At 37.2% G+C, this 26,914-nt stretch carries 20 protein-coding genes; 7 read left to right on the forward strand and 13 right to left on the reverse strand.

Annotated features, from left to right (window positions below; genetic code table 11):
* Positions 1-24 precede the first annotated feature (24 nt).
* Both B8967_RS03810 and B8967_RS03815 read right to left on the reverse strand, forming a co-directional pair.
* The gene (locus B8967_RS03810; RefSeq protein WP_084084512.1) at positions 25-891 is read right to left on the reverse strand and encodes a helix-turn-helix domain-containing protein; all 867 of its coding nucleotides are present in this window, start codon (positions 889-891) and stop codon (positions 25-27) included.
* A gap of 143 nt (positions 892-1,034) precedes the next feature.
* Entirely contained in the window at positions 1,035-2,195 is a 1,161-nt protein-coding gene (locus B8967_RS03815) for an MFS transporter (RefSeq protein ID WP_084084514.1), read from the reverse strand.
* A 200-nt stretch (positions 2,196-2,395) separates the two neighbouring features.
* On the opposite strand from B8967_RS03815, the gene B8967_RS03820 reads away from it, so the two are divergent.
* Together B8967_RS03820 and B8967_RS03825 are read left to right on the forward strand one after the other, a co-directional pair.
* On the forward strand, positions 2,396-3,241 hold the full coding sequence (locus B8967_RS03820; RefSeq protein WP_228406010.1) for a helix-turn-helix domain-containing protein: 846 nt from the start codon (positions 2,396-2,398) through the stop codon (positions 3,239-3,241).
* 50 nt (positions 3,242-3,291) lie between these two features.
* On the forward strand, positions 3,292-3,915 hold the full coding sequence (locus B8967_RS03825; RefSeq protein WP_143330458.1) for a hypothetical protein: 624 nt from the start codon (positions 3,292-3,294) through the stop codon (positions 3,913-3,915).
* 132 nt (positions 3,916-4,047) lie between these two features.
* On the opposite strand, the gene B8967_RS03830 is transcribed toward B8967_RS03825, so the two are convergent.
* The 3 genes from B8967_RS03830 to B8967_RS03840 form a co-directional block, all read right to left on the reverse strand.
* A complete protein-coding gene (locus B8967_RS03830; RefSeq protein WP_084084518.1) occupies positions 4,048-5,046 on the reverse strand; it encodes a T9SS type A sorting domain-containing protein in 999 nt (332 codons plus the stop codon).
* A 151-nt stretch (positions 5,047-5,197) separates the two neighbouring features.
* The gene (locus tag B8967_RS03835) at positions 5,198-6,112 is read right to left on the reverse strand and encodes a helix-turn-helix domain-containing protein (protein ID WP_047496131.1); all 915 of its coding nucleotides are present in this window, start codon (positions 6,110-6,112) and stop codon (positions 5,198-5,200) included.
* 76 nt (positions 6,113-6,188) lie between these two features.
* On the reverse strand, positions 6,189-6,986 hold the full coding sequence (locus B8967_RS03840) for an SDR family oxidoreductase (RefSeq protein WP_084084942.1): 798 nt from the start codon (positions 6,984-6,986) through the stop codon (positions 6,189-6,191).
* Positions 6,987-7,130: 144 nt separating this feature from the next.
* On the opposite strand from B8967_RS03840, the gene B8967_RS03845 reads away from it, so the two are divergent.
* Complete coding sequence (locus B8967_RS03845) at positions 7,131-10,469, forward strand: DEAD/DEAH box helicase (protein ID WP_084084520.1); 3,339 nt, start codon at positions 7,131-7,133, stop codon at positions 10,467-10,469.
* 97 nt (positions 10,470-10,566) lie between these two features.
* On the opposite strand, the gene B8967_RS03850 is transcribed toward B8967_RS03845, so the two are convergent.
* The 7 genes from B8967_RS03850 to B8967_RS03880 form a co-directional block, all read right to left on the reverse strand.
* Positions 10,567-11,865: a T9SS type A sorting domain-containing protein gene (locus B8967_RS03850; RefSeq protein WP_084084522.1), complete on the reverse strand. Its 1,299-nt coding sequence runs from the start codon at positions 11,863-11,865 to the stop codon at positions 10,567-10,569.
* A gap of 230 nt (positions 11,866-12,095) precedes the next feature.
* Positions 12,096-12,941 (reverse strand): leucine-rich repeat domain-containing protein, encoded by an 846-nt coding sequence (locus B8967_RS03855; RefSeq protein ID WP_143330459.1) that lies wholly within the window; start codon positions 12,939-12,941, stop codon positions 12,096-12,098.
* A 108-nt stretch (positions 12,942-13,049) separates the two neighbouring features.
* Positions 13,050-14,225 carry an acetyl-CoA C-acyltransferase gene (locus tag B8967_RS03860; RefSeq protein ID WP_084084524.1) on the reverse strand — a complete coding sequence of 392 codons (1,176 nt, stop codon included), beginning with the start codon at positions 14,223-14,225 and terminating at the stop codon, positions 13,050-13,052.
* Positions 14,226-14,389: 164 nt separating this feature from the next.
* Positions 14,390-14,890, reverse strand: a complete 501-nt coding sequence (locus tag B8967_RS03865; protein ID WP_084084526.1) for an endonuclease V — start codon at positions 14,888-14,890, stop codon at positions 14,390-14,392.
* Positions 14,887-15,264, reverse strand: a complete 378-nt coding sequence (locus tag B8967_RS03870) for a VOC family protein (RefSeq protein WP_084084528.1) — start codon at positions 15,262-15,264, stop codon at positions 14,887-14,889. The genes B8967_RS03865 and B8967_RS03870 overlap by 4 nt, the downstream gene beginning before the upstream one ends.
* Positions 15,264-15,710, reverse strand: coding sequence for a GNAT family N-acetyltransferase (locus B8967_RS03875; RefSeq protein WP_228406012.1), 447 nt, complete (start codon positions 15,708-15,710; stop codon positions 15,264-15,266). Before B8967_RS03875 ends, B8967_RS03870 begins: the two co-directional genes overlap by 1 nt.
* A gap of 85 nt (positions 15,711-15,795) precedes the next feature.
* Positions 15,796-16,830, reverse strand: coding sequence for a M28 family peptidase (locus B8967_RS03880; protein ID WP_047496147.1), 1,035 nt, complete (start codon positions 16,828-16,830; stop codon positions 15,796-15,798).
* Between the two features lie 86 nt (positions 16,831-16,916).
* Between B8967_RS03880 and B8967_RS03885 the strand changes: the two genes are divergently transcribed.
* Entirely contained in the window at positions 16,917-18,056 is a 1,140-nt protein-coding gene (locus B8967_RS03885) for an aminotransferase class I/II-fold pyridoxal phosphate-dependent enzyme (RefSeq protein WP_084084530.1), read from the forward strand.
* A gap of 190 nt (positions 18,057-18,246) precedes the next feature.
* Here B8967_RS03885 and B8967_RS03890 read toward each other — a convergent pair whose 3' ends face one another.
* Positions 18,247-20,979 (reverse strand): sodium-translocating pyrophosphatase, encoded by a 2,733-nt coding sequence (locus B8967_RS03890; protein WP_047496153.1) that lies wholly within the window; start codon positions 20,977-20,979, stop codon positions 18,247-18,249.
* 820 nt (positions 20,980-21,799) lie between these two features.
* Between B8967_RS03890 and B8967_RS03895 the strand changes: the two genes are divergently transcribed.
* The 3 genes from B8967_RS03895 to B8967_RS03905 all read left to right on the forward strand — a co-directional run bounded on the left by B8967_RS03895 (position 21,800) and on the right by B8967_RS03905 (position 26,736).
* Complete coding sequence (locus tag B8967_RS03895) at positions 21,800-24,808, forward strand: sensor histidine kinase (RefSeq protein ID WP_084084532.1); 3,009 nt, start codon at positions 21,800-21,802, stop codon at positions 24,806-24,808.
* Between the two features lie 4 nt (positions 24,809-24,812).
* Entirely contained in the window at positions 24,813-25,424 is a 612-nt protein-coding gene (locus B8967_RS03900) for a response regulator (protein ID WP_047496159.1), read from the forward strand.
* Between the two features lie 115 nt (positions 25,425-25,539).
* Positions 25,540-26,736 carry an MFS transporter gene (locus tag B8967_RS03905; protein WP_084084534.1) on the forward strand — a complete coding sequence of 399 codons (1,197 nt, stop codon included), beginning with the start codon at positions 25,540-25,542 and terminating at the stop codon, positions 26,734-26,736.
* Positions 26,737-26,914: the final 178 nt, after the last annotated feature.

Consider the following 26,914-nt stretch of genomic DNA (forward strand, 5'->3'; position numbering starts at 1 on the left):
AAATACAGATGACATGTCAAAATTTCAAGTAATTCCGACTCCGATATTCATGTATTTACTGCGATAAGCAGCCGGTGATATAGCCGTATTTTTCTTAAAAAAATGGCTGAACTGTTCCGGTGTACCAAAGTTAAGCTGATAGGCAATATCTTTTACGGAATAAGAACTGAACTGAAGGAGTCTTCTGGCTTCTGCAATTATCTGCCCGTTGATCAATTCCTTTGCATTCTTATGCGTACAGCGTTTACAGATTTCACTTAGCCTTCTTGAGGTGATATTCAATAGATCAGCATAATTATTTACGGCATGAAAAGATTGATACTGGTTGCTAAGCAGCTCCATAAACTTACGGTATACAACATAATCCTGACTGTCAAATGTTTCTTCTTCCACCAGCTTTATATTGGCCAGCTTTATCATTATGATTTTTAAATACGCTGCCATAACGTCCATTTGATTGATGTATGGAGAGGTTTCATACTCCATCAGAAGGTTTTTACATAGAAGCAAAATCTCTTCGGCTTCTGTTACACTAGGTTTGAGGTGCTGATTGGCAGTAGCGTTGTTAAACAAAACAGCTTTACAGTTGCTGGCACTGGAAGGAGCTTTTTCCCAAAAGCAATCTCCAAAAGAAATACTGAACCCTGTTACTTCTGAATCTTCCTCAAACTGATAGATTTGCCCTTTATCCAGTAAAAAAATTTCACATCCTGACATTTCAAAAGATTCGTTATCAACCAGTAAGAAGCCACGTCCTTTTTCCAGTATAAGAATCCGATGATAGCTTAGTCTTACAAAAGATTGGGTATAAGGAATATATTTATCCAACCGCTTTACGGAAAAAGAATGATCAATAATGGGTTCTGTTTCAATGTTGGAGACAGATTTCATGAAAGAATATTTTTAATAAAGATAAGTATTTCCGGAGCAATGCATTCAACCTTCAGGAACAAGCATTCTGTCAGCAATATTAAAAGATCCGGATCTATTAAAACATGTCAAAACCTTCATAACGGATGTCAAGATATACGTCATCAATTTTTATGTTGGAATACTTTCATCTGTCCTGCCATAACAGACAGTAAGATTCCAAAGCATGCAAAAAGCCCGTAAGAATATCTTAAATCAAAACTTTCAGCAATATATCCGATAAGGGGTGGCCCCATTAAAAATCCTAAAAATGAAATACTGGATACAAATGATAATGCAATACTGGGAGCCACAGTGCTCACCTTTCCTACCGTGCTGTAAACAGAAGGGACACTCAGCGAACTTCCCAACCCAATAATCATAAAGGCAATAATGCACACCCATAATTCCGGAAAGAAAACACTTAAAAAAAGCCCCGTACTCATCAAAATACCACACATCTGCAGAACAAGTCTTTTTCCGTATTTTTCAATAACACGGTTTCCCACAAAACGACCTAGAGTCATCATTAAAATAAAACTGGTATATCCTACAATCACAAGCTTTTCCGGTGCTTTTACAATAGTCTGAAAATACACTCCGCTCCAGTCAAACATAGCCCCTTCAATAGCCATGCTTAAAAATCCTATGATTCCTAAAGCAACCAAGGTAGGATTTACTGATTTGAAAATTGACTGTCTTTGAGGAGCTACTTTATGAATGATATTGGTCAGGTGAGCCTTACTGTATAACCAAAGTAGAAATACCAGTACAAAAGCAACTATAAAATGATAGAAAGTTCCTACTCCCAGGTTAATCATCAGCAATCCCACAACAGCACCAACCAGTCCTGCAAAACACCAGGCGCCATGACAGGAAGAAAGCAAGGTCCTTTTTGTAATCCCTTCTATCTCAATCGCCTGTGTATTGATCGCTATATTACATAAATTCCCGGAAACTCCAAAGAAGAACAAAACAGCTGCCAAAACCCAGTAAGAAGGCGCTAACCCAATCAGTAAAAGAAACATCGGATACAACAGAAAGCATCTTTTGATGATCCAGGAGCTTCCATACATGCTGATCAGCTTTCCGGCAAGAACCATTGTAGAAATCTGCCCTATAGGCATTAACAATAAGAGTGTCCCCAGTTCGGCTTCATTGATTGAAAGCGCATCCTTAATGATAGGAATTCTACTCGCCCAGGAAGAGAAAACGAGTCCATGGGCAAAGAAAAGTAAAAAGCAGGCTTTCGGCATTTTCGCATTTAGAGATTCTGTATTGTGCATTATAACAGTATTTGATTAAAGTTTCCGACTGCGAATTTAGGAACAGTTCGGGAATAAAATATATTCCATTTCTGGTATTTTATATTCCATTTTAAACAACCCGTTTAAAAAGAAAAATTAACTGCTTACATTTGCCCGGAAGTTGATTATAAGAATACGGAAATCAAAAACATTTAGCCCAGTCCAGAAAATCATTCACCATGATAGATATTAAGCCAAATTTCGAAGGGTTGTATATTGAAAAATATAAGACGGCCAGCATCACCGGGTTTCAGAAAAAAGCCGGAAAGCTTAATAAACTGATACTCTGCTTTCTATCTGACGGTGAATTACACCTTAAGATCAATACGCTCCCGTTTCATATTAAGAAAAATGCAGTACTCATGCTTCTACCGGATACCGAATTAGCTGATATTTCGGGGAGTCATGACTTAGAACTTACTGTATTTTTTATTTCTTTGGATTTCATCAGCACTTATAGTTTTCTCACTGTATTACTGGCCAGCGATGAGATAAAATTCAGTCCTGTGATGGAAGTGGAAGGTTCTTCTAAAAAACTGATCTGGTCTACGGTAAAACTGATTCAGGAGTATCAATCCAAAACGAAAGAAGAAAGTACCCTGGAATCTGTACAGTATCTGTTGTATGCTTTACTGGAGCTGGTTTCAAAACTTTATTTACCGGTCATTAAAAATAACAGCCTGCTACAAACCAGGAGTCAGGATATTATCGAACATTTTTTTGAACTGTTAAATGAACATGGTCATTTGCAGAGGAGTGTCTTGTATTATTCTGACCAGCTGCATCTTTCACCTCAGTATTTAAGCAGTTTAATAAAAAAAGAAACAGGAAAGCCCATCAAACAGTGGATCAGCTATAGGGTCATCAAACAAGCCAAAGAGCTTCTTAAAACAACATCACTGTCCATTAAAGAGGTCAGCAATCAATTGCAATTTGTAGACTCTTCCTTATTCTGTAGGTATTTCAGACGTTGTACAGGTATTACAGCCAATACTTACAGGGAGAATTATAAAATTAAAAAGTAAATAGATTATCTATTTTTTGTAAGTTCGTTTTTTGAAAAATGAAAAAAATTATGCTGAAAAAGATTTTGTTTCTACCTGCTTTACTCTTATTGTTTACGAACTGTAAAAAGGAGGATCCATCAAAGAAACCTATCATACAAAATACAGTCACAGAAAGTCATACAACTGTTCCAGCACAAAAAAGCAAAGATAATGCTCAGATGGAAACAGTAAAAACCTTTCTTAATTGGTATAAAAACAATGAAAATAAACTTTACGGATTTAATACAGTAAAAGGAGGCTCCCAAACGGAAACAGAGACTCCGGTCAATTATTATGTAGATTTTGATGAGGTTGAAAAAGAAATAAAATTTCTTAAAAACAGCCATCTTTTTTCTCAAAAATTTCTGTCTGCTTATGAACAACGATATAAGGATGGTAATGAAAATTTCAAACAACATCCTGCCAATGATGGACCTCCTGAGAATTTCGATTATGATTATTTCTTTTTAACCCAGGAAGACTATCAATCCGACTTAAAGGATATTGAGGCCATAAATTTCAATATAAAACCGGTCAACGATACGTTATGTTCTGTTGAATTTCATTTAAAAAACTGCGGGATGACCTACCGGTATATCCTGCGTAAAACTGATCAATGGCAAATTGATTCTATTGAAAATATCAGTAGTTAGAAATTCAAAAGCAGCTGAGAAAAAACAAAAAACTTTATAAAAAAACGGGGACCTTGAAATCCACAGTAAGACCCATTGTGTTATTATATCCTGTGTCCCCGGTCATAAAAAAACTGTTAGAAGAAATTCATATTATTTTTTAATAATTTTCGTGGTTACAGAAACTTTGTTCTTCAATTCAGCCTGAAGAATATAGATCCCTTTGGGAAGGCCTGAAATATCAATTTTTTTAGAGCTGTTGCTTATTAAAATCGTCCTGCCGTCCAATGAATTCACAGACACTTGTTTAATATCCTCTTTTGATTCCAGATGAATGAAATCTGAACCAGGATTGGGATAGACCAAAATTTCTGTTTTTTGATGCACAGAATTAACCGTTGATAAAACAACTGTATCCAGATAAGAAATAGATTTATTTACATTGGGTACCCCATTAAAGGCAAAAGTATTGATTCCAAAAGTAAATACAATCCCAGAGGTCTGGCTGATCCATGTATAGTATTCGTTTGTATAGTTGAATGGCAAAGGTGATCCCGGAACAATGATCGTAGACGCTTTCATACTCTTAATTCTCAGTACATTCGAATAGGTTCCTATAGGTGTGATGACCGTTCCATAGCCGTCTACCGTATAGTCTACCTGTCCGGACTCATTGGTGATTCCACCCGCTGCGGAAACATTGGTAAACTGATAGGTATCACTAAACTGCTGTAAATAAGTGATTGGAAATTTAAAATCGATTAAAGGATCTGTATAGGTAGTCGTGGCATCTCCAAAGCCTGAGCCTGCATAAGACCCCAGCGTTATGGCTTCCGTGTCTGTGATGGAAGTAAAATCATAGACATCTGAAAGGGTTGGTTTTGTAATCCTGTTGGCTCCTGCGAACCTAAAACAGTTGGCCTGTCCGGGACATTCATTGGTCTGTGTAGTAATGACGTTAGGTCCGGTATACGCAGAAAAATTCCACGTAACATTAGCTCCTGATGGCCCCGGAGTAGCAGTAAGGGGCACATCTCCTGCTTTAAACGTAGTCGTAATGTTTACCCTGTCAATACCTGCCCTTGTTATCGATGGCTGTGCATAGGCTGTAATGCCAATCATAATGCATACAATGGAGTTTAACTTTTTCATATTGATGTTGTTTTTTTGGTATCCCGAATTTAAAAGGGATCCTCCTTTAAAAATGGCTTTTATCTATGTAAAACCTTTTCCATTCTACGAACAGCTAAAAAATAAAATACCCGGCACACGGGCCGGGCATATCGATAAGAAATATACAGATTCAATTAAATGACTGTCTGTAACTTAAAGGTGTTTTATCTGTTTTCTTCTTGAATAACTTATTGAATGACTGTGGATGCTCAAATCCCAAAGCATATGCCACTTCTGATACAGAAAAATTGGTAAGCGTAAGATATTCTTTAGCCTTTTCTATCAGTTTTTCATGAATATGCTGCTGTGCATTTTGTCCGGTAAGATTACGGAGCATATCGCTCAAATAATGTGGAGATAAATGAAGCTCTGAAGCCAAAAAATCTACAGTAGGAAGCCCTTTATTCAGTGTTTCTTCCCGGTCAAAATAATTTTCCAGGATGGTATCCATTTTAGATAAAAGATCATTGCTTACAGATTTCCTTGTTATAAACTGCCTTTTATAGTAACGGTTGCTGTAGTTGAGAAGCACTTCAATATAGGAAACAATAAGGTCCTGACTAATCTCGTCAATAGCCGTATTCAGTTCATGAGTAATACTGTCCAGAAGTCCGGTAATCATTGTTTTTTCCTGATCAGATAAGTGCAGTGCTTCATTGGTATCATAGGAAAAGAAACCATATTTTTTAATATTCTTTGCTAAAGGGTAATTCCTGATAAAATCGGGATGTACCAGCAATGTGTAACCACAATATTCGGCATTTTCGTCAGTAGAAAGAATCTGCCCTGGAGAAGTGAACATCATTCCTCCTTCATTAAAATCATAATATCCCTGTCCGTACCCCATTTTTCCGTTTGTGGAATATTTGTAGGAAATTTTATAAAAATTCAGAAGGAAGCTTCTTCCCAAAAACTCCTTATTAATAGTCATCCTGGTATTATCCACTAAGCTGACCAGCGGATGAAGAGGCTTGGGAAGCTGAAGCAGATCATGCATTTCTGATATGGATGAAATTTTCAGCGGTAAGTTTTCTTTCCTTTCCATGATATAAATGTATCAATTATTTAGAATAAAAAGGCAGCATAAGTGTATCATTTATGCTGCCACGGGTTACAAGTGGCTAGATGAATTGTTTTCCCAATTGTTCTCTGAATGCCTCATCTCCCAGCTCAAGGCGCTGTGCATATAAAGCTTTTGCATCCTCGCCGGCTACATATCTCAGTTTCTGTTTACCATCCGTAGCAGCTTCATATACTACTTCTGCAATCTGTTCCGGCGTAGAAGCAGCATCCATCATTCCCTCCATACGGGAAAAAAGAGTACCAAGCATTTCTTCGTAAGCGGGACTTGATGCAGAATCTAAAGAACGGCTTACAAAATCAGTTTTAATCCCTCCGGGAGAAACGGTCTTGATCTCGATACCTAATTTGTTAAGTTCAAACGCCATACTCTCGCTCCAACCTTCCAGTGCCCACTTTGTAGCGTGATAAATAGAATTCAACGGAAAGGTAATTAATCCCCCTATCGAAGTCGTGGAAATAAACGTTCCTCTCCCTTTCTCTCTGAAATACGGAATAAACTCCTGTGTTACACGGATAACCCCTAATAAATTGGTATTCAACTGTCTCACAATCTGTTCATCCGTCAATGCCTCCAAAGGACCCAGCAGGCCATAACCGGCATTATTAAAAACCACATCAATATCTCCTGATTCCAATGCTTTTTTAACGGTTGATTTTATCTGTTCGGGACGGGTAACATCCAACGGCAGTACCGTTACATTTTCTAAAGCAGAAAGATCTGCCCCAGCTTCCGGATTTCTCATCGTAGCAATAACCTTCCAGCCATTATGTTGAAATAATTGAGCTGCTGCTTTTCCTAATCCTGTAGATGCACCTGTTATAAAAACTGTTTTCATATTTTCTTTGTTTAATTGTAGGACAAAGTTCAGCATTAGAAAAAATGCCGGAGTTGCCAAAACGGGTAAAATTGTATCCAAAATGGATGGAGGCAGAGTTCTTTTCATTCGCATTTTTTTGTAAGTTTGCTTCTATTAATTTTTATGGCAGAATATATTCTTGAAAATATCAATATCAGTACACTTTCCGTATATGACCTGCTGAAACATACTTCAGAGAGCTCTTTTATAGAAAGCAAGAATTTTCATAATATTCATCCTGTTTCTATTGAAATTAATACGGGAATATTTACCCAAAAATCATCCCTGCAGGATTTTCCGGTGGTCACCATCAGCAAAATAAACAACACGTTGCTGTGCTCTTGTACCTGCGACAGTCCGGAAGGCAGACTCTGTCTGCATCAGGCAGAAATGATCCATTGTATTTTAGAGGAAAGAAATTATCGGATTTTCTTTGATGACTCCCTTCGTAAAAAAACAATAATCCCTAAAGCTAAAGGCTATGGCTTAGAAAACGAACCTGATCTTGATCATTATTTTCAGGTAGAGTATCATGAGGGTAAAATTGAAATCCTCCCCAGAATCAAAGAAATGTTTCCGATTGATGAACAGATCTTAAAAAGAGATCTTCTTCCTCAGCACCCTTCCAAGCTGGATGAGCTTGTATTGCACGACACGGCTAAAAAACAGATAGTAGTCATCGGTACGCACCGGTATTATAATCATCTGATTTTTAATTTAATGGAGGTGGAATTTACCCAAACCGGAAAAATAAAAAATCCGGTTAGCCCCGTAGATGCCATGCAGCTGATATGGAAGGCGGAAAAACCTTTGGAAATTAAATTTTATACTGCCATTTCATCATTCCAGAATAATTATAACCAGGATTATAATCCGGCAGAACTTGAGGCTTTAAAGTTGATTGTACAGAATCCTCTGGACCTGGAAGTCTATTATCATGACCGTGAAATAGCGGAAACCATATCCTCAAAGTCATTAACAAAAGTTACAATGAACACTTTAAATGCAGAGCTTCAACTTTCTGTATTTAAGAAAGATCCGTTTTATGAAATAACGGGAGAAATTCAGTTTCAGGATCATTCTATCCCTTTTAAAAATGTAATGCTCCGGAATGACTATTTCGTATATAACAACCACACATTCAGCTTTGTAGAAGATCCCGATATGCTCAGGGTCATTAAATTCTTCAAAGCCAATAATGAAATATTGCTGGTCCATTCTTCTAAATATGAAGGTTTTATGCAGTCTACCCTGTCCTCTTTAGAAGAACGTATTAGAATAATTTACAGCCATATACAACCTGCATCTAAAGTACAGCTTAAAGAAAAGGCTTTTGATGTGGAAAAGATCATTTATCTTCGTCAACAGGAGAATTATATCGGAATTACTCCTGTGATGCGTTACGGACAGCTGGAAGTTCCTGTATATTCAAGGAAGCAGCTTTTCGATTCCGATCAGAATGGTAACCTCTTTAAAGTAGAAAGAAACGAAGCGCTAGAAGCCCGTTTTACTTCTTTGGTCATGCAGCAGCATCCGGATTTTGAAGAACAGATGGATGGATATCAGTATTTCTACCTCCACCGGGATAAATTCCTGGAAGACAACTGGTTCCTGGAAGCCTTTGAGGTTTGGCGGAATGAAGGAGTATCTATACTTGGTTTTAATGAACTGAAAAACAATAAACTCAATTCACACCGGGCTAAAATAAACATTCAGATCACCAGTGGCCTGGATTGGTTCAATGCCAAACTGAAGGTCAGCTTCGGGCAAAAAGATGCTTCTTTAAAACAGCTTCACAGGGCAATCCGCAATAAAAGTAAATTTATTCAGCTGGATGACGGTTCTCTGGGAATGCTTCCTGAAGAATGGATAGACCGGATTTCAGCCTATTTCCGGGCTGGTGAAATTGATGAAGATCTACTGAAAATTCCTAAAATAAGTTTTACGGAGGTTTCTTCTCTTTTTGAAAAAGAAGTGATAAGCGATGAAGTAAAGGAAGAAATAACCTCTTATTCATCCCGTCTTTATTCAGGTGAGAGTATTCTGGAAATCCCCGTTCCCTCTACATTACATGCGAAGCTCAGAGACTATCAGCACGAGGGACTCAATTGGCTTAACTTTCTGGATGGCTTTAATTTCGGTGGCTGTCTTGCGGATGATATGGGACTTGGAAAAACAGTTCAGATCATTGCGTTTATCCTTTCACAAAGAGAGAAAAGAGGTCATACCACCAACCTTATTGTGGTTCCTACTTCTCTTCTTTTTAACTGGCAGGAGGAAATCAGCAAATTTGCACCTTCTATAAAAGTATGGCTTCATTATGGAGCTGAAAGACAGAAAAGCACCACTCATATGTCTGATTATGAAGTAATACTTACCAGCTATGGAATGCTTCTTTCAGATATTAAGTTTTTGAAAACCTTTCAGTTTAATTATGTGTTCCTTGATGAATCGCAGACTATTAAAAACCCCAACTCAGAAAGGTATAAATCTGCCCGTCTTCTCCAGTCGAGAAACAGAATTGTACTGACAGGAACCCCCATTGAAAATAATACCTTCGACCTGTATAGTCAGCTTTCTTTTGCCTGTCCTGGATTATTGGGCAGCAAGCAATATTTTAAGGATATCTATGCAATTCCTATTGATAAATTTGAGTTCAGTAAACGGGCTATGGAACTTCAGCAAAAAATAAAACCATTCATCCTCCGCAGGACAAAGAAGCAGGTAGCAAAGGAACTTCCTGAAAAAACAGAAACAGTGATTTACTGTGAAATGAATGCTGAACAACGAAAGATATATGATGCCTATGAGAAGGAACTCCGCGAATTTATTGCAGCCAATGATGAAGATGACCTTAATAAAAACAGTATGCACGTTCTTACTGGTCTTACAAGACTAAGACAGATCTGTAACTCACCTATCCTCCTTAAAGAAGGCTATTCTGGGGAACATGCCGTGAAGATCGAAATTCTGATGGAACAGATCCTTGGAAAATCAAAAGATCATAAAATTCTGGTATTTTCACAGTTTGTAGGAATGCTGGATCTTATAAAGACCGAACTGGAACGCCGAAAAATCTCCTTCGAATACCTCACAGGTCAAACCAAAGACCAGGGACAAAAAGTACATAACTTTCAAAATAATGAAGACGTCCGTGTATTTCTGATCAGTCTGAAAGCCGGAGGTGTGGGTCTCAATCTTACCCAGGCAGATTATATCTACCTGGTAGATCCGTGGTGGAATCCTGCAGCCGAAAATCAGGCTATAGACCGGAGCTATCGAATTGGACAGACTAAAAATGTAATTGCTGTCCGGATGATCTGTTCCAATACTGTAGAAGAAAAAATCCTCTCTCTTCAGAAGAAAAAAAATCAGCTTGCCCAGCATCTTCTTAAAACAGATGGAGCAAAGTTTCAAGGCTTTTCAAAACAGGACCTTCTGGAAATCCTGGAACCGGAATAAGGGTTTTCCTTACTCATTCCTTCAAAAAAAACAAAACCGACAGAAGAATCTGCCGGTCAAAAAACAAAAATTGATATGGATATGATTAGATATGTGTTTATTTTTTAATCATCTTTTCAGTGATTACTTTCTTATCTTTAGTCTGGATTTTAATAAAATAAATCCCTGGTACAAAGCTATCTAAGTTGATACTGGCAGTATTGCCTTCCGTAAGTTTTTGTCCTGAGACATTATAAACTTCGTATTTTTCAAGTCCCTTTGCTGCTTTTACAATCACTGAACCTGTTGTAGGGTTAGGATATATTTTCACAGAAGAGTCTGCCATTGTCTCTTTCGTGGAAAGATTGGCGGGCTGTATATCAATGGTATAGTCTTCTGCCTGTCCTATAAACCAACCTGAAGGACATGGTAAATTTTCCAATGTACCCATCGACGAGCTGGATTCATAAGCTTTTACCAATCTGAAGCGTGTAGCTCCTAATAATGCTGTAGTCGGAATCGTAATATTTTCTGAGGTAACACCAGATTCTGTATTAGAAACAGGGCTGGAATTATCTAAATATCCCAGGTTAAACTTTTCATCAGTATCAAAGGTATTGTTATGATTAAAGTCGATATACGCATAGGCTGACACGGTAATCTGCCCGTGAGTACCTCCTGTAACCGTTATGGGATAAGTCTCTCCACGGTTAACACTAAAAACGGTGCCTGTGAAATTTTCCAAAAGCGAAGAATTTCCGTCAATAGGGCTGGAATTGGTGATTCCTGCAAATTCCACTTTACTTATTTCGCTCACTGTAGAAGTGGTCACATTTTCAGTACCACAATAAGGGGACGGGAATACGACATTATTCCCTGAAATAACAACGGTATAATCTTCTGCCTGCCCGGATCTTAAGCCGGCATCACAAGCCGTACTGATCGAGCTTGCAGCATTAGGATCCGAATAAGCTGCTACACTGCTGTTTTTAAGCACTCTCATTCTAGTAGTACCGTTTGCAGAATTCGCAGGAACTGTAATGGTTCCGTTGATAGTTAAAGCATTGAAAGGTGTAGCTTCTGTTAATCTTCCGATATAAAAACTTTCCCCTGCATCATTAAAGCTTCCATTGTTATTGAAATCAATAAAAACAACTACATCACTGGGAAATGTTCCCGAAGGACCTTTTATAGCTATAGGATAGCTATTCCCTGCCTGAAGATCGGTAGACATGGATGTAAAATCTTCATAAGTAGGTGTTGATCCCGATTGAAACGGAGAGGTATTATTAATACTTCCAAAATTAACATGGGTAATCATGTTGCTGTCTGCCCCGTACTGAAATGAAGGAGTACAATATTGTGCCTCCATCAATGAACAGAGAATGACAGCAGAAAGAGTAGTTATTTTTTTCATTGAATTCTTAATTTTGAATGAGACAAATTTATATTTATTTAGAATCAATAAAAATAAGAACGTAATGACATTTGTCAGTTTATCAATATTTGAGAGAAAATCAACTCTTTAAACTTAAAAATTAATTGATTAATTGAATAACAACCAAACACTTACTTTGAAGAAATGGAAATTTATCTTTGTAAATGAAAATTCAGATTTTACCCTTCATCCCATATTTTTCAACCGATCTACTGCATTTTGTAGTAATTTTTGATAATCTCCAGTGATTTTTGTCTGTACAATTCATACTTCTTTTGATAGTCTTCTATAGCATCTTTTGCATCAGACCGGTTAAGTTTCACTTTTCCTTCTCCTTTTCCGAGTAAGATTGCATATTCCTGCTCTCCCACTGCTCTCATTGAGTACAACGGCCAGGAAGCTTCATTTTGATATCCTTTTTTTACATGGGGTAATGCAGCGTCTAAGAATGCATATTCCTCGGTGGTTACAATACCGGCAGGAATTCTTATTTCAAGTATATTTTTAAGCTGTAAAGCTGGAAGAAAAGCCGGAAATGCAGCCCTGCTTATGACAAACATAAGACTCAGGATTTCAAGATCAGGAAGTTCCTCCAGGAAACTAAAGTTATCTATAGGCTGCTTCCAGTCTAATGTTCCGTCGATAAGCAAATACTTTAGCCCTTTAATTCCTTTTAGTCCTCCAAAATCAGAAATTTTCCTGAGGTTTTCGAGATGGAGGGAGCTTAGATTCGGAAGATACTGTAATGGAGAAAGATCAGAAAACCCTGAAACATATTCAAGAGCCACTTCCTCCAGATGAACCAGATTTTTGATGAATGCAAGGTCCTTCGCCCGATATTCTTTTATTCTCAGTCTTTTAAGCTGTATGAAGTTACTGACAGCCTGAACCTGTTCATGACTGGGCTGGTCAAGATGCAGCTCTTCCAACTCCGGACAGTCAAAAATCTGTTTCCAGTTTTGCGAGAACTTACTGATTGTTAATGTTTTAACTGTTTTTATGTCAGCAATTCCTTTATCAACAGAATAAGCCCTTGTATGATGTGTCGGAATCATCTTCCAATACTTTTTTATATGGCCATACAAACCGGGGATCTCCTCCTCCATCATACCCTTATATTTTGTTACACAATTTACATTATTATCTTCTGTAAATTTATTTTTTTAACTCATATTTTCAATAAGAATAGCTGAAGCTCCCCCGCCGCCATTACAGATAGCAGCAATACCATACCTTCCTCCTTCCTGGCATAATACATTGACCAGAGTTGCAATAATCCTTGCTCCCGAAGCACCTATCGGGTGACCTAATGCAACAGCTCCTCCATATACATTTACCCTGTCCAGGTCATACCCTAAAATCTGCTGGTTAGATAAAATAACAGATGAATAGGCTTCATTGATTTCCAGATAATCTATATCAGAAAGACTGAGCCCTGACTGTTTCAGTACTTTATGAACTGCAATGGAAGGAGAAGTGGTAAACCATTCCGGAGATTGTGCGGCATCAGCATATGCTATAATTTTGGCCAGTGGACTTATTCCATGAATTTTCAGGGCTTCCGAAGAACCTAACAAAATAGCGGCAGCACCATCATTCAGATTGCTGGAATTGGCAGCGGTCAACAGGCCGTCTTTTTCAAAAGCAGGTTTCAGCAATGAAATCTTCTCAGGAATAAGTTTGTCAATATCTTCGTCTTTATCCACCTTCATTGTCTCTTTTTTTCCTGGCACTGATATTTCAATCAGTTCATTCTTAAACTTCCCTTTTTCCGAAGCTTCCTGTGCTCTCTTATAGGATAACAGGGCATAATCGTCCAGCTGCTGTCTGGTATGGCCATATTTTTTCACCCCAAGTTCAGCAGCACTTCCCATATGAAAATCATTGTAAACATCCCATAATCCATCTTTAATCAGTCCGTCTGTAAGTAGGGCATCACCCAGTTTTTTCCCCTGACGCGCAGACATATAATGAGGGACATTACTCATGCTTTCCATTCCACCTGTTATGACGATATTCTCCAATCCAAGCTGGATCTGCTGAGCCCCGATCATGGCAGCTTTCATTCCGGAAGCACAGACTTTATTGATTGTTGTAGCATCTTTATCTACCGGAATTTTAGAAAAAACAGCTGACTGCCTTGCCGGAGACTGTCCTACCCCTGCACTTAATACATTTCCCATATATACACTGTCTATATGCTCAGGAGCAAGTGATATACTTTCATACGCATCCTGTATGGCAATTGCTCCTAACTGTGGGGCTGTAAATGCGGATAAACTTCCCATAAATCCACCAACGGGAGTTCGTTTTGCAGCCATAATAAATACATCTTTCATATGCTATAGTCTTAAAAATATACCGATCAGTATATTTTGAGTTAAAAAATTTTTATCTTTCTAAAGTGCTCATTCTTAAAAAGCACTTTGTCAAATATACAAAATATACCAATCGGTATTTTATTATATGAAAAAAAATTCCCATTCTATTATGGGAAGGCTTTTTATAAACGGCTCAGTTGGTCCAGTTTCTTCAATAAAGTGGGTATTCTGAAAGGCCCGTGCATCTGTTCCACTTCAGGTTGTACTTCATCCACGGCCATACCTTTTGCAGTGAGGAAAAGTGCTGTTTTACTTTCACCTCTGTAGATACTCCTTCTTTGAGAATCAGGGGTTGTAAATTCATTTTTTGCAATTCCGATGATAGGATATTTTTGATCCAAGGCATCATAAAGATATCCTCCCAGTCCCAGTTTACCATTATTATCAAGGGTAACATATCCATCAACAATAATGATATCCCCATTTTTTAATGCGATTTTATTTAGCAAACTCAGAATGCACGGCAATTCTCTTTTATAAAAGGCACCGCTCTCATATTCTGAGGTAATAGGGGTTTGTTCGGTATAAATTTCTACCTCCTTTTCAGAATCCCATTTTTCAAAAGCAATACACACGGTATTGGCATAATCCTCATAATAATAGGTATCAAAAGCGTAAATCATTTCTTTGTATCGTTAATAAATTCACCAAAATGCCATAAAATCCCCGAGGGGTCATGGACGAAGCATTCTTTCCCCCATTCCATGGTTCTTACAGGAGTAAGCTGTATATTTTCATATTTCTCCATAAGATTTAGTGTTAAAAGTTCTTTCCAGAACTCATCCGGATTGGCCACTTCCACAAAAATCATTGTATTTTCAATCCATTCTTTAGCATAATAATCCTGAAGATAAAAACAAGTCCCCTGTAAGCTAAACAAAGACAGTTTAGGCTCAAGAACCACTTCCTCAAATCCCAAATCTCTGTAAAAATTACGGCTTACTTCAAAATCTTTAGCTCCGATAAAAGGTCGGATTGATTTTAGTTGTGATGTCATTATTTTAAATTTTTCCAGTTCTGAAAGCTCATTTCAAATTTAACCTCTCCTTTTCCATGGGTTCCGACTTCTTTCCAACCTGATTTTCTGTAAAATGTTTCAGCTCTTGTCTCAGGAGAAGTTCCCAGCCAGACGGCATCTTTTTTCTGTGTGAAATACCAGTCAAGCATTATATCATGGAGCTTTCTTCCGATGCCTTTATTTTCAAAATCGGGATGTACAAACAGAGCCCAGATATTATGTTCTTTAAGGTCAACAATCGAAAAGCCTGTAATTCTTCCATTTTCTTCAGCGACCCAGCCTTTTCCTCTTTCAAAAAGAAATTCTTCACAATCTCTGTCTGTAACCAAACCGGGATCTGACAATGTATTCTCTTTCACAGAATTTCTTACGGTCTGGATTTGTGGAATATCTTCTAAAATTGCTTCACGGATGATCATATTCATTCGATGAATTTTATTTGTATTGATGGTTATATATAAAGGCACAAAGCGTTTTGTATACCTGTGCCTTTATCATCTGTCTTATCTGTTATTTTTTATCCACTACAATTCTTTCTGCTCTGTTCGCAATGTCCCAGGCAGTAGTAAAAATCAACTGGGTACGTTTTTCTAACAGTGGGTAATCAATCTTTTCAGGATCATCGGTCGGCTTATGATAGTCTTCATGGATTCCGTCAAAGAAAAATGCCACCGGAATATTATGCTTGGCAAAATTATAGTGATCAGAACGGTAATATAACTGTTCAGGATCATTTAAATCATCATACTTATAGTTCAGTTCCAGATTATTGGTTCTCTTATTGGCCGCTTCATTGATCACCTTAAGCTGAGAGCTCAGCATTTCAGAACCAATCACGTACACATATTGTTTTCCTCTGTTGGCAGGATCATCTCGTCCTATCATATCGATATTAAGATCTACTACGGTATTTGCCAATGGGAATACAGGGTTTTGGGAATAGTATTCGGAACCAAACAGTCCGTGTTCTTCTCCTGTGACATGAAGGAATAAAACGGATCTTTTAGGACCTTTACCCGCCTTTTTAGCTGCCTGGAAAGCTTTTGCAATCTCCATCACTGCAACAGTACCGCTTCCATCATCATCAGCACCATTATACACAACACCGTTTTTTGTCCCAACGTGGTCATAGTGAGCAGAAACCACAACAATTTCTTCCGGTTTTTCACTTCCTTCTATAAAAGCCAAAATATTTTCAGAATCGGGAAGGTTTCCTCCACCTCTTTTCTTCATAAAATCTGCCGGAACCTTCTGGAAAAATGAATTGAGTACTTTCGGATGGGAAATACCCAGGTTTTTATAATAGTTTACGATGTACTCTCCCGCTCTTTTCTGCCCGGGACTCCCTGTATCTCTACCCTCCATTCCATCAGCAGCAATTACATATAAGTTTTTCTTTAAGTCCTCTGCATTAATCATCTTATAAGCAGCCGAAAAGGCTTTATCATGCTTAAAAGTAGCAGTAGGTGTTTCATTAGAAGTATTTGCCGTTTTACAGCCAGTCTGTACAACAATGGCCAGTAACGGAATAAGGAGTTTTTTCATAAAGAATAATTTTCTTAAAAATAACAATTTTTATTTAATCACGATGAAATGTTATTTTCATTATATTTGATATAAATGCAAAGTTGATGGATAAAATTTACGGATTCACTCATTACTCCTTTTTTACGGAAATGTCTGAACTTGCCACAAAGCATGGAAGCTTTGATCTTTCTTTAGGGCTTCCTGATTTCGATATTGATGAAAGGCTGAAAACCTTTTTAAAAGAATCTGCAGGCCTTGATCATCATCAATATGAGCCTCTTGCAGGCAATCCGCTACTCATTGAAAACATCGTTGCATATAATACCAGACGGGAAAACCCTATCCCACTGAGAACAGAAGAAATTACCATTGTACCATGTGCAACCTTTGCTTTATATACCGCCCTAAAATCTACTTTGAACCAGGGAGATGAAGTCATTATTATTCAACCGTCCTATTATACGTATGGTCCTTCTGTAGTGATGAACGGAGGAGTTCCTGTTTATTATGATCTTGATAATGATTTCACTGTAAACTGGGAAAAGTTTCAAAACTGCATTTCAGAAAAAACGAAGGCTATCATTGTCAATTCACCTCAAAATCCTACTGGAAAAATATGGAAAAAGGAAGACTGGAATCAATTATATGCGCTGATAAAGGACAGGGAAATCTATTTAATTTCAGAGGAAATTTATGATACATACTGCTATGATGATGCCGAACATTACAGTTCGTTTCTTCATCCCGAACTTAAAAAAAGAACATTCTGTATTTTTTCCTTTGGTAAAATGTTTCATACCTCAGGATGGAAAGTGAGCTATATGATTAGTTCCGCGGAATTAACGGCATTATTCCAAGCCCATCAGCAATATATTTCCTACAGTGCTAACGCTCCTGCCCAATATGCGCTGGCAAAATACCTCGAAGTATTTGATCCCCATATCAATAAAAGCATGATGCAAAAAAAAAGGGATATTTTCAACGAGATGATCAGGGATACTCCATTACAGGTTGAACAGAAAGCAGAAGGAAGTGTTTTCCAGGTTGTCAACTTCAGAAATGTCTCCAGCACAATGTCTGATGTGGATTTTTCAAAATGGCTGACCATTGAGAAGAAAGTGGCCTGTCTTCCCCTTTCTGCATTTTACAATTCAAGACAGAACTCAGATTATATAAGGTTCAGTTTTGCAAAAAAAGATGATGTGATTATACAGGCTCTGGAACATTTGAGAAAAAACCTTTGATCCTCCATTAAGTGCAGATTTACACAAATGATTTCATTGATCTGCAAACTGGCTATGATCAAATTTACCCCAGCTCATCATGTTCTAAGAACCCAACCTCAATTTCCGTATTCAATATGTTAAAACTGACTCGTTTATAAAGCAAAAAAAAACACTGCCGAAGCAGTGTTTAATTATATTCAATTGAATTTTAAAGAGCAAGTACTCTTACATCAATTCTTCTGTTTTTAGCTTTACATTCATCGGTATCATTCGCTTCACAAATCGGATGCTGCGAACCATATCCTTCAGCTTCTATCTTGTCTGAAGGCACTCCCAATTCCAAGAGTTTCAGTTTTGCAGTCTGTGCTCTCAGGTTAGATAACCGTTGGTTAGTTTCTTCATTTCCACTGTTATCTGTATAACCGCCCAGCTTGATTTTAAGGTCAGGATATGCATTTAAAATTTCCGCCAGATTGTTCAGTTGCAGTTCATAGCCGGCTTTCAGATCACTTGATCCGGTTTCAAAATAAAGGTTTTCTATAGTATACCATTTATTAGGATCTACAATAGACTGGTCATTCTTTTTTATGGATTGATATAACTGGTAGATCTGGCTTCCTTCTCCTACTGCAATGGTTTTTCCTCCTTTTAAATTCAGCTTCTGAATAGCCCCAGTTTCATAAACAAAGTCTCCGCTTTCATTAAGATGACCTTTTACTTCTTTAGGAGCTGAAACATATACTGAATCTACTCCGTTTCTGCCTCCGTGATCTATATCCGCCCTGGTTAAGCTTTCAAGCTTTGCTTTTCTATTGGCTTCAATTTTATCTTTATGCAACACCGCTAATGTAGGTGCAATGACCAGTGAAACAATAGACATTAATTTGATCAGGATATTCATTGAAGGCCCCGATGTATCTTTAAACGGATCTCCTACGGTATCTCCTGTTACGGAAGCTTTATGAGGTTCAGAACCCTTGTAATAAGTCTGCCCATTAATTTCCACTCCTTTTTCGAATGATTTTTTAGCATTATCCCAGGCTCCCCCTGCGTTATTCTGAAACATGCCCATTAAAACACCACTTACGGTAGCACCGGCTAAAAATCCTCCTAAAACTTCCGGACCAAAAATAAATCCGACCAATAATGGGGAAATAATAGCAATAGCTCCCGGAAGCATCATTTTCCTGATAGAGGCATCTGTAGAAATAGCTACACATTTTTCATATTCCGGCTGTGCTTTTCCTTCTAAAATTCCAGGAATTTCCCGAAACTGTCTTCTCACCTCCTCTACCATTGCCATCGCCGCTTGTCCTACGGCAGTAATCGCAAGGGAAGAGAATATAAAAGGAATCATTCCTCCTACAAATAATCCGGCTAAAACATCAGCTCTGTAGATATCAATCCCATCTATTCCGGCTATTCCTACAAAGGCTGCAAACAGGGCTAAAGCCGTTAATGCAGCTGAAGCAATAGCAAATCCTTTTCCTGTAGCTGCAGTCGTATTGCCTACGGCATCCAAAATATCTGTTTTCTCGCGAACTTCTTTGGGAAGTTCACTCATTTCTGCAATACCGCCTGCATTATCTGCAATAGGCCCGAAAGCATCAATAGCCAGCTGCATTGCAGTAGTAGCCATCATTCCAGCAGCTGCAATGGCCACCCCATACAATCCTGCGCACAAATAAGAACCGTAAATTCCTCCTGCCAGCACAAGAATAGGAAGCAGGGTTGATTCCATCCCCACAGAAAGTCCACCGATGATATTGGTGGCATGGCCTGTAGAAGACTGTCTTACGATACTGGAAACAGGTCTTTTACCCATAGCCGTATAATATTCTGTAATGATACTCATCAGGGTTCCTACAACTAAACCAACCATTATGGCTCCAAACACTCCCATTTTAGTAAATTCATGCCCCCTGAGGATCATTTTTTCGGGAAGAATATAGGTAACCAGGAAATAAGAAGAAATAGCTGTAATCACAATACTCCCCCAGTTCCCCAGATTTAAAGCGTTCTGTACACTCGATGTTGATGATCCTTCATTGTCATTAATTCTCACAAATAAAGTTCCTATCATTGAAAATATAATTCCTGTTCCCGCAATAAGCATGGGTAACAGAATCGGAGCAAAGCCTCCAAAGGAATCGTCAGAAATCGTTTCTCTTCCTAACACCATTGTCGCTAAGACCGTGGCTACATAGGAACCGAAAAGGTCTGCACCCATTCCCGCCACATCTCCTACATTATCACCTACATTATCTGCAATGGTAGCAGGATTTCTCGGATCATCTTCCGGGATTCCTGCTTCTACTTTTCCTACAAGGTCAGCCCCTACATCTGCTGCTTTTGTATAAATACCCCCACCCACTCTTGCAAAAAGAGCAATAGATTCTGCACCCAGAGAAAAACCGGTAAGAATCTCAATCGTCCTTTCCATCTCATGTGAATCTACGGCGGCATCCGGTGCAAAGATCTGTCTAATGATTAGAAATAACGACCCTAATCCTAGTACTGCAAGCCCGGCAACACCCATTCCCATAACGGAACCTCCAGTGAAAGAGACTTTAAGGGCTTTAGAAAGTGAGGTTCTTGCTGCTTCAGCAGTTCTTACATTAGCTTTTGTAGCGATCTTCATCCCTATAAAGCCTGCCAGAGCCGAAAATACAGCTCCTACTGCAAAAGCAATTCCTATACTCCAGTGTGAATTGGAATTGGTGGTTCCCATCACTGCAAGTAAAATAGCTACTACAATAACAAAATAGGTTAAAATCTTGTACTCGGCCTTTAGGAAAGCCATCGCACCATCAGCAATATATCCGCTGATTGTTTTCATCTTTTCGTTTCCGGCATTCTGTTTACTGACCCAGTTACTCTGAAGAAATGTATAAAGCAAAGCCACGACACCAAAAATTGGCACTAACATAAATAGATCCATAGTTTAATATTTTTTTGGTAATAGAAAATTAAATATAATAAATAATTGTCATCAAACCATTAAAAAAAATAACAGTCATACAGTCTTTAGTAAAAGAATTTTAAAAATAAAAGAGGGCAAAGTCTAAAAAAGCAAAAAAGATCTCTTAAAAGAGACCCTTTGTTTTGGAGGTTGAACCGTTTGTGTTTTCAGAATCATTATTTTATTAAAAAACCTCTCTTCATCGATGTTTGGGAATTGTTTTGCAAAAATATATATCTTATTTCACTGATGCAAAATTTATCTATAGAATTAACATCCTATATTTTGTAAAATTATTACTACAAGAAACCAAATAAAAGAATAATATTAATTCATTTTTTAAATAATATAAAAAATAAACATTTAATATAAAAAATCACCTATTTGAGATTCAATAGCATTGAAATTATTAGCTATCAACAATTTATCAGGGTAAAAACGAGTATCGCCTGGAATAAATCGGATAATTTCAGCTCATTCTTGATTAAAATTATTAATATAAATCCCAATTTCAAAGAATATTTATTCACCATCATTAGAAATAAAACAAGCATTATATGTTTAATTATCAATGGTTATAAAAAAAATACAGATTAAAACAAATCGAAATATAATGGTTTATCTGTATAATTTCACTATTTTTACACCGTTAAACAAATTTGTTTAACGACAAAACGCAAAACCTAGAAAACTTAAGTGACAAAAAATTATTTTCAATCATTCTCAATCTTAAAAAAAACTTCGGCTTGTACAAAAACTAATATTAACAAATTTTTGCATTGATATGCAAGAAACATAGATGAGTTTTGCACATATGAGGGTTTGGGCAGTTTTTTTTGCTTTCTTATACTTAAACATTTACGGACAGCGCTATACTTCCACATGGTATAATATAGATAATGGACTTCCACAAAGCAGTGCGAAGGCCATTGCCAAGGATAAATACGGTTTTATCTGGATATCTACTGAAAACGGGCTTGTACGCTATGACGGCATTTCCTTTGTCACGTTTAATAATTTTAAAATAGACAACCTGCATTTCGGGATGTTTATCGGTGATCCTGTTCGGGACAGCATTACAACGCTTACTAATTTTCAGGAGAATAAGATCATCATTAAAAACAGATTTCCCAGGCTCAGTAAGCTCACCCCTGGTGACAGAGTTTCTTTTACAAAAGGGAATCAGCTGGTACAAAGAATTGCGAACAATACCATTTCTTCTAATTTTTATAATGACGTTCAGTATTTTATACAGCTTAAAAACTCAAAATATATTTTCAGGGAAAAAGATGCCATCATTTATAAAAATGAAAGGGGAATTGAAACAAGAATATCACTTCCTTTTACCAATGAAGACCTGAACAGTATTTTTGTTCTTAATGAAACTCTTTTCATTAATGATTTTCAGACAAGAAAGACCTATTCTATTCATCATGGAAAACTTTCTGTTTATGACCAGCCAAGTCTTTTTAACGATCCTGAAACTAAAATATACTGGCAGCAGATTACCAATCAGTCATTTATCATCAACAGGAATAATATTTATATTGTAGAGGAAAGTCCAAACGGACCTTCTCTGAAGTTTCTGGTAAAGTATAAGGAAATAGGCAGCCATTCCTACTACTCTATGTATTACGGTAAAAATTTCAACAATCTTTATCTTGGTACTTTGAATAACGGACTTAATATCCTTCATCTTTCAAACATGTATGTGGCCCGAAAGGAAGCTGATTTTGCAAATAATGTATCCAATGCCTCATTACCCTTCAGTAACAATACGATTATAACGGAGGACGGAACTGAGTTTGGGAAAAATGGCATTGTCCATAAGTATGCGTTCGGGAATAATGATAATTATCTTATGATGTACGACAATTCGGGTAATATTCTGATCCGTAAGAGAAAGAGTATCATAAGATTTTATAAAAATTCCGGGTATAAGAAAAAAGACTCCACTTATATTAAAGAGGGTTTTGAAGATTTTATGAAAAGTGGAAATTTATATGCCCTTTCCCTATTAAGCTCTTCCCGATACCAACTTCAGATTTTTAAAAAGGACCAATTTACAAAGCCGGATTATATTTATAGTTTTAAAAGTCCTGTCACCGCTTTTTTCCAATACCGTGAGGGGCAGGTTCTGGTAGGCAATAATGAAGGGCTGTATTCGCTGATGTTGGATAAAAATACAGTTCGTCCTTTAATCAAAAATATTTCTGTAAAAAGTATCGTAAAAACAAAGGATAATCTGATCTGGATTATGACCAACAAAAATGGCTTTTACCTTTTTAAAGACCGGAAACTGGTTAAAATGCCCAATGACAGGAATAATTATTTGCAGTCTGCCCATTCTATTCTTGAGGATCAACAGGGGTTTTATTGGATATCCTCGAACAACGGCCTGTATAAAGTTCCTAAAAAGCAACTGATCCAGTATGCCAAAAACAGGAAAAGCCCCGTATTCTATTACCGTTTCACTAAAAAAGATGGTTTTACCTCTAATGAATTCAATGGTAATTCACAACCTAACGCTTATGCTTTGGAAAATGGGGAATTTATATTCCCTTCCATGGATGGTTTTGTATTTTTCAACCCAGCTCAGGTTCAGACCTATTATCCGGATCCAAAAAAAATCTATATAGAAAGAGCAAAAATCGGCACTGCTGAAACAGTCTATTTTAATACTGTACTCGATCTAAAGAATGATTACAAAAAAGCTGATATTTTCATAGATATTCCTTATTTCTCTAATTTTGAAAACCTTTATATAGAGGCCAAAATCTCGGGAGAGGAAGAATCGGACTGGGAAGCGGTGGCTTTGGGAAAAGATTTAAAATATACCATCAGTAACCTCAGCCCGGGAGATTATACGTTAAAGGTGAGGATACTTGCCTCTCCGGATGGAAAATATGAAGAAAAGGCTGTTCAATTCAGGATTGAACCTTATTTTTTCCAAACGCTGTTATTTAAGATATTGCTTTCCATTATTTTTCTTACAGGAATTATCATTATTATCATGCTGATGACCAATCTTCTAAGAACAAAAAACAAAGCCCTGAAGCGAATTGTTCATAACAAAAATTCCAAGCTTAAGGAAACTTCCCTTACGCTTGAAGTGGTAAAAAATGATTTACAGAAAGAAACAGAATATCAAAAAAAACTGGTGGAAACCATTAGCCATGACATCACTACTCCAATCAGGTTTATTGCGATGCTTTCTCAAAAACTTCATGAATCAGATGATGTAGAACTTCAGAAAAAATATTTTGACAGTATTTACAAATCCTCTGAACAGCTGTACCAGTTTACATTGAATTTAAAGGAATATACAGAACTTTATAAAGCCGAAAACATTTTTGAAGAGCAGGAATATCCTGTCAACAGAATTTTAGAAATCAAGAAAAAATTATTCTGGGAAATCGCAAAGGAAAGAGAAACTGTTATTATTAATTCTACAGAGACTAATATAAACAGCAGAGTGAGTGAAAGTATTCTTTCGGCTATTATCCATAATGTTATTGATAATGCCGTAAAAAATACATTTAAAGGAGAAATTAGTCTTAATATTATAGAGGATGACCAGAAAATCATTATCATAATAGATGATACGGGAACCGGAATGTCTACGGAACAAATAGCCATTTATATGAATTTGTTCAAAAATCCTAAATGGAAAACACCCAGCTTTAAAGGTAAAGGACTGGGTCTGCATATGGTCATCCATCTGGTTAAAAAGATTAATGCTGAGATCAGTTTCAGCCAAAATTTCCCGAAAGGAACCATTGTAGAAATTACCCTCAAAAAAAACTAATTATATGAATGAACGAATTTTAATTGCTGATGATCATTATGTGGTAAGAGCAGGAACAGCACTTGTTCTTGAATCTGCCTATCCTGAACTGAAAATAGACTTTGCTGAAAATTATGAACAGGTAAAAGAAGCATTGATGTCTCAATATTATCATCTTCTGATTCTGGATATTGATATGCCCGGAACTCAATATAAAAAAATGATCTCTGAACTTAAAAACATACAGAAAGATCTAAAGATTCTTGTGTTTTCAGGATATGATCAGGATGTGGCCATCCAGTATATCAGGGAAGGTGCTGAAGGCTACCTGAACAAACAAAGCAGTGAGGAAGAAATTAAAAATGCAGTGAAAACAGTGATTGAAAAAGGCTATTTTTATCCTGCAGAACTTATCGGTCTGATCATTCAGAATAAGAGAGACAACCCTGTAGAAAAGCTTTCTTCAAGGGAATATGAGATCTTTAAACTGTTAGCTGACGGATACGGAAACCTGGAAATTTCCAATAAACTCAGTATTCAGATGTCTACTGTAAGTACGTACAAGAAAAGGATATTTCAGAAGCTGGAGGTCAGTAATATTGCAGAGTTGATTAAGGTATATGAGATGATGCATTAATTGGTTTTACCAATAAAAATCATTGAGATAAGCATTTTCAGGATTGGAAAAATATCAGGAAATTTGCAGAACCAAAATTTCTATAATCAAAACTGCATTTTAATTGCAAAAAATCATGAATTCACCTGAAAAAGCAAACCAGGGAAGCCGCCGTTTCCGATATATAAAACTTTGTATTTTCTTTTCAGGGCTTTCTGTATTTGCACAGCTCTATCTTTTTCAGCCCATGCTCCCGATGGCTGCAGAGCAGTTCAATGTAACCGTTGGTGATACTTCTCTGCTCGTTTCTTCATCTACCATAGGAATGGCGTTGGGATTATTGTTTTTTGCTTTTAAGGCAGACAGTTATTCCAGAAAACGACTGATGGTATTTTCTTTGATTTCATCAGCATTATTAACTATTATCTCAACCTGGATTCCCAGTCTCAGCCTTCTTATTGGAATTGGAGTGCTGAAAGGATTTGTGGTTTCCGGTGTTTCTGCTGTCGCCCTAGCCTACCTTACTGAAGAGGTTTATCTCGCTGCAGTACCCGCTGCCATCAGTATGTATTTAAGTGGCAACACTATTGGAGGGATGAGTGGAAGAATATTGGCAACCATTGCAGCCGGAGAATTCGGATGGCGCAATGCCGTTCTCATCATTGGAGTGGAAAGTCTGATCCTGGGTCTTATTTTCTGGAAACTATTTCCCGAGTCAAAATTTTTCAATCCTCAGAAAACAGATTATCATCAAAAGGTAAAGCAGATGAAAGGATTTCTCATGAACTCCTATATGCTCAGACTGTACTTCATTGCAGCTTTACTGATGGGTGTTTTTGTGAGTGTTTATAATTATCTTACTTTCAGATTAGAAGCAAACCCCTTTTCATTAAGCCATTTTATCATTGCCTTTATATTTCTGATGTATACTTTCGGAGTCTTTGGTACCATGATTACAGGAAAGCTTTCCAAAAGGTTTTCCAAAAATAACATCCTGAAAAGCTTCATTCTTCTGATGCTCTGCGGAATTGGCTTGCTGCTGTCAGAAAATATTTATGTGGTCATCTTTGGACTTGGAGTATTTACACTCTCCTTTTTTGCTGCCCATACTATGGCCAGCCAGATGACAGCACTTCATGCTAAACACGGAAAGTCCTCGGCCACCTCTATTTACTGGTTATTTTATTATTTTGGCTCCAGTATTCTGGGAAGTGGTACCGGATACCTCCTGCATTCATTTTCCTGGAATGTATTTATCTCCGTTCTTATCATTGCCATTATATTGGCTCTTTTACTGGCTACTGCCAATACCTCTTCCCATAGTACCACATAGATACCATATTTCTATCGAATTAAAAGTGCTCTAAAGATAGTGTCTATCGACATTTTAACAATTCATTAATCTTTTAGGTGTGATATTTAACACAATCTTCATTAAAACACTGGCTGACAATATGATGCGAGGCATAATATTTGCTCAATTATATATTACCAGTACCACCTTTAAAAAC

It is taken from the genome of Chryseobacterium sp. YR221 (assembly GCF_900176315.1).
Classification (GTDB): Bacteria; Bacteroidota; Bacteroidia; order Flavobacteriales; family Weeksellaceae; genus Chryseobacterium; species Chryseobacterium rhizosphaerae.

What these genes read in the sequence shown, in the direction of transcription:
- B8967_RS03810 (WP_084084512.1), bottom strand. Translation starts at nt 891, where the DNA reads ATGAAATCTGTCTCCAACATTGAAACAGAACCCATTATTGATCATTCT.
- B8967_RS03815 (WP_084084514.1), bottom strand. Translation starts at nt 2,195, where the DNA reads ATGCACAATACAGAATCTCTAAATGCGAAAATGCCGAAAGCCTGCTTT.
- B8967_RS03820 (WP_228406010.1), top strand. Translation starts at nt 2,396, where the DNA reads ATGATAGATATTAAGCCAAATTTCGAAGGGTTGTATATTGAAAAATAT.
- B8967_RS03825 (WP_143330458.1), top strand. Translation starts at nt 3,292, where the DNA reads ATGCTGAAAAAGATTTTGTTTCTACCTGCTTTACTCTTATTGTTTACG.
- B8967_RS03830 (WP_084084518.1), bottom strand. Translation starts at nt 5,046, where the DNA reads ATGAAAAAGTTAAACTCCATTGTATGCATTATGATTGGCATTACAGCC.
- B8967_RS03835 (WP_047496131.1), bottom strand. Translation starts at nt 6,112, where the DNA reads ATGGAAAGGAAAGAAAACTTACCGCTGAAAATTTCATCCATATCAGAA.
- B8967_RS03840 (WP_084084942.1), bottom strand. Translation starts at nt 6,986, where the DNA reads ATGAAAACAGTTTTTATAACAGGTGCATCTACAGGATTAGGAAAAGCA.
- B8967_RS03845 (WP_084084520.1), top strand. Translation starts at nt 7,131, where the DNA reads ATGGCAGAATATATTCTTGAAAATATCAATATCAGTACACTTTCCGTA.
- B8967_RS03850 (WP_084084522.1), bottom strand. Translation starts at nt 11,865, where the DNA reads ATGAAAAAAATAACTACTCTTTCTGCTGTCATTCTCTGTTCATTGATG.
- B8967_RS03855 (WP_143330459.1), bottom strand. Translation starts at nt 12,941, where the DNA reads ATGATTCCGACACATCATACAAGGGCTTATTCTGTTGATAAAGGAATT.
- B8967_RS03860 (WP_084084524.1), bottom strand. Translation starts at nt 14,225, where the DNA reads ATGAAAGATGTATTTATTATGGCTGCAAAACGAACTCCCGTTGGTGGA.
- B8967_RS03865 (WP_084084526.1), bottom strand. Translation starts at nt 14,890, where the DNA reads ATGATTTACGCTTTTGATACCTATTATTATGAGGATTATGCCAATACC.
- B8967_RS03870 (WP_084084528.1), bottom strand. Translation starts at nt 15,264, where the DNA reads ATGACATCACAACTAAAATCAATCCGACCTTTTATCGGAGCTAAAGAT.
- B8967_RS03875 (WP_228406012.1), bottom strand. Translation starts at nt 15,710, where the DNA reads ATGAATATGATCATCCGTGAAGCAATTTTAGAAGATATTCCACAAATC.
- B8967_RS03880 (WP_047496147.1), bottom strand. Translation starts at nt 16,830, where the DNA reads ATGAAAAAACTCCTTATTCCGTTACTGGCCATTGTTGTACAGACTGGC.
- B8967_RS03885 (WP_084084530.1), top strand. Translation starts at nt 16,917, where the DNA reads ATGGATAAAATTTACGGATTCACTCATTACTCCTTTTTTACGGAAATG.
- B8967_RS03890 (WP_047496153.1), bottom strand. Translation starts at nt 20,979, where the DNA reads ATGGATCTATTTATGTTAGTGCCAATTTTTGGTGTCGTGGCTTTGCTT.
- B8967_RS03895 (WP_084084532.1), top strand. Translation starts at nt 21,800, where the DNA reads ATGAGTTTTGCACATATGAGGGTTTGGGCAGTTTTTTTTGCTTTCTTA.
- B8967_RS03900 (WP_047496159.1), top strand. Translation starts at nt 24,813, where the DNA reads ATGAATGAACGAATTTTAATTGCTGATGATCATTATGTGGTAAGAGCA.
- B8967_RS03905 (WP_084084534.1), top strand. Translation starts at nt 25,540, where the DNA reads ATGAATTCACCTGAAAAAGCAAACCAGGGAAGCCGCCGTTTCCGATAT.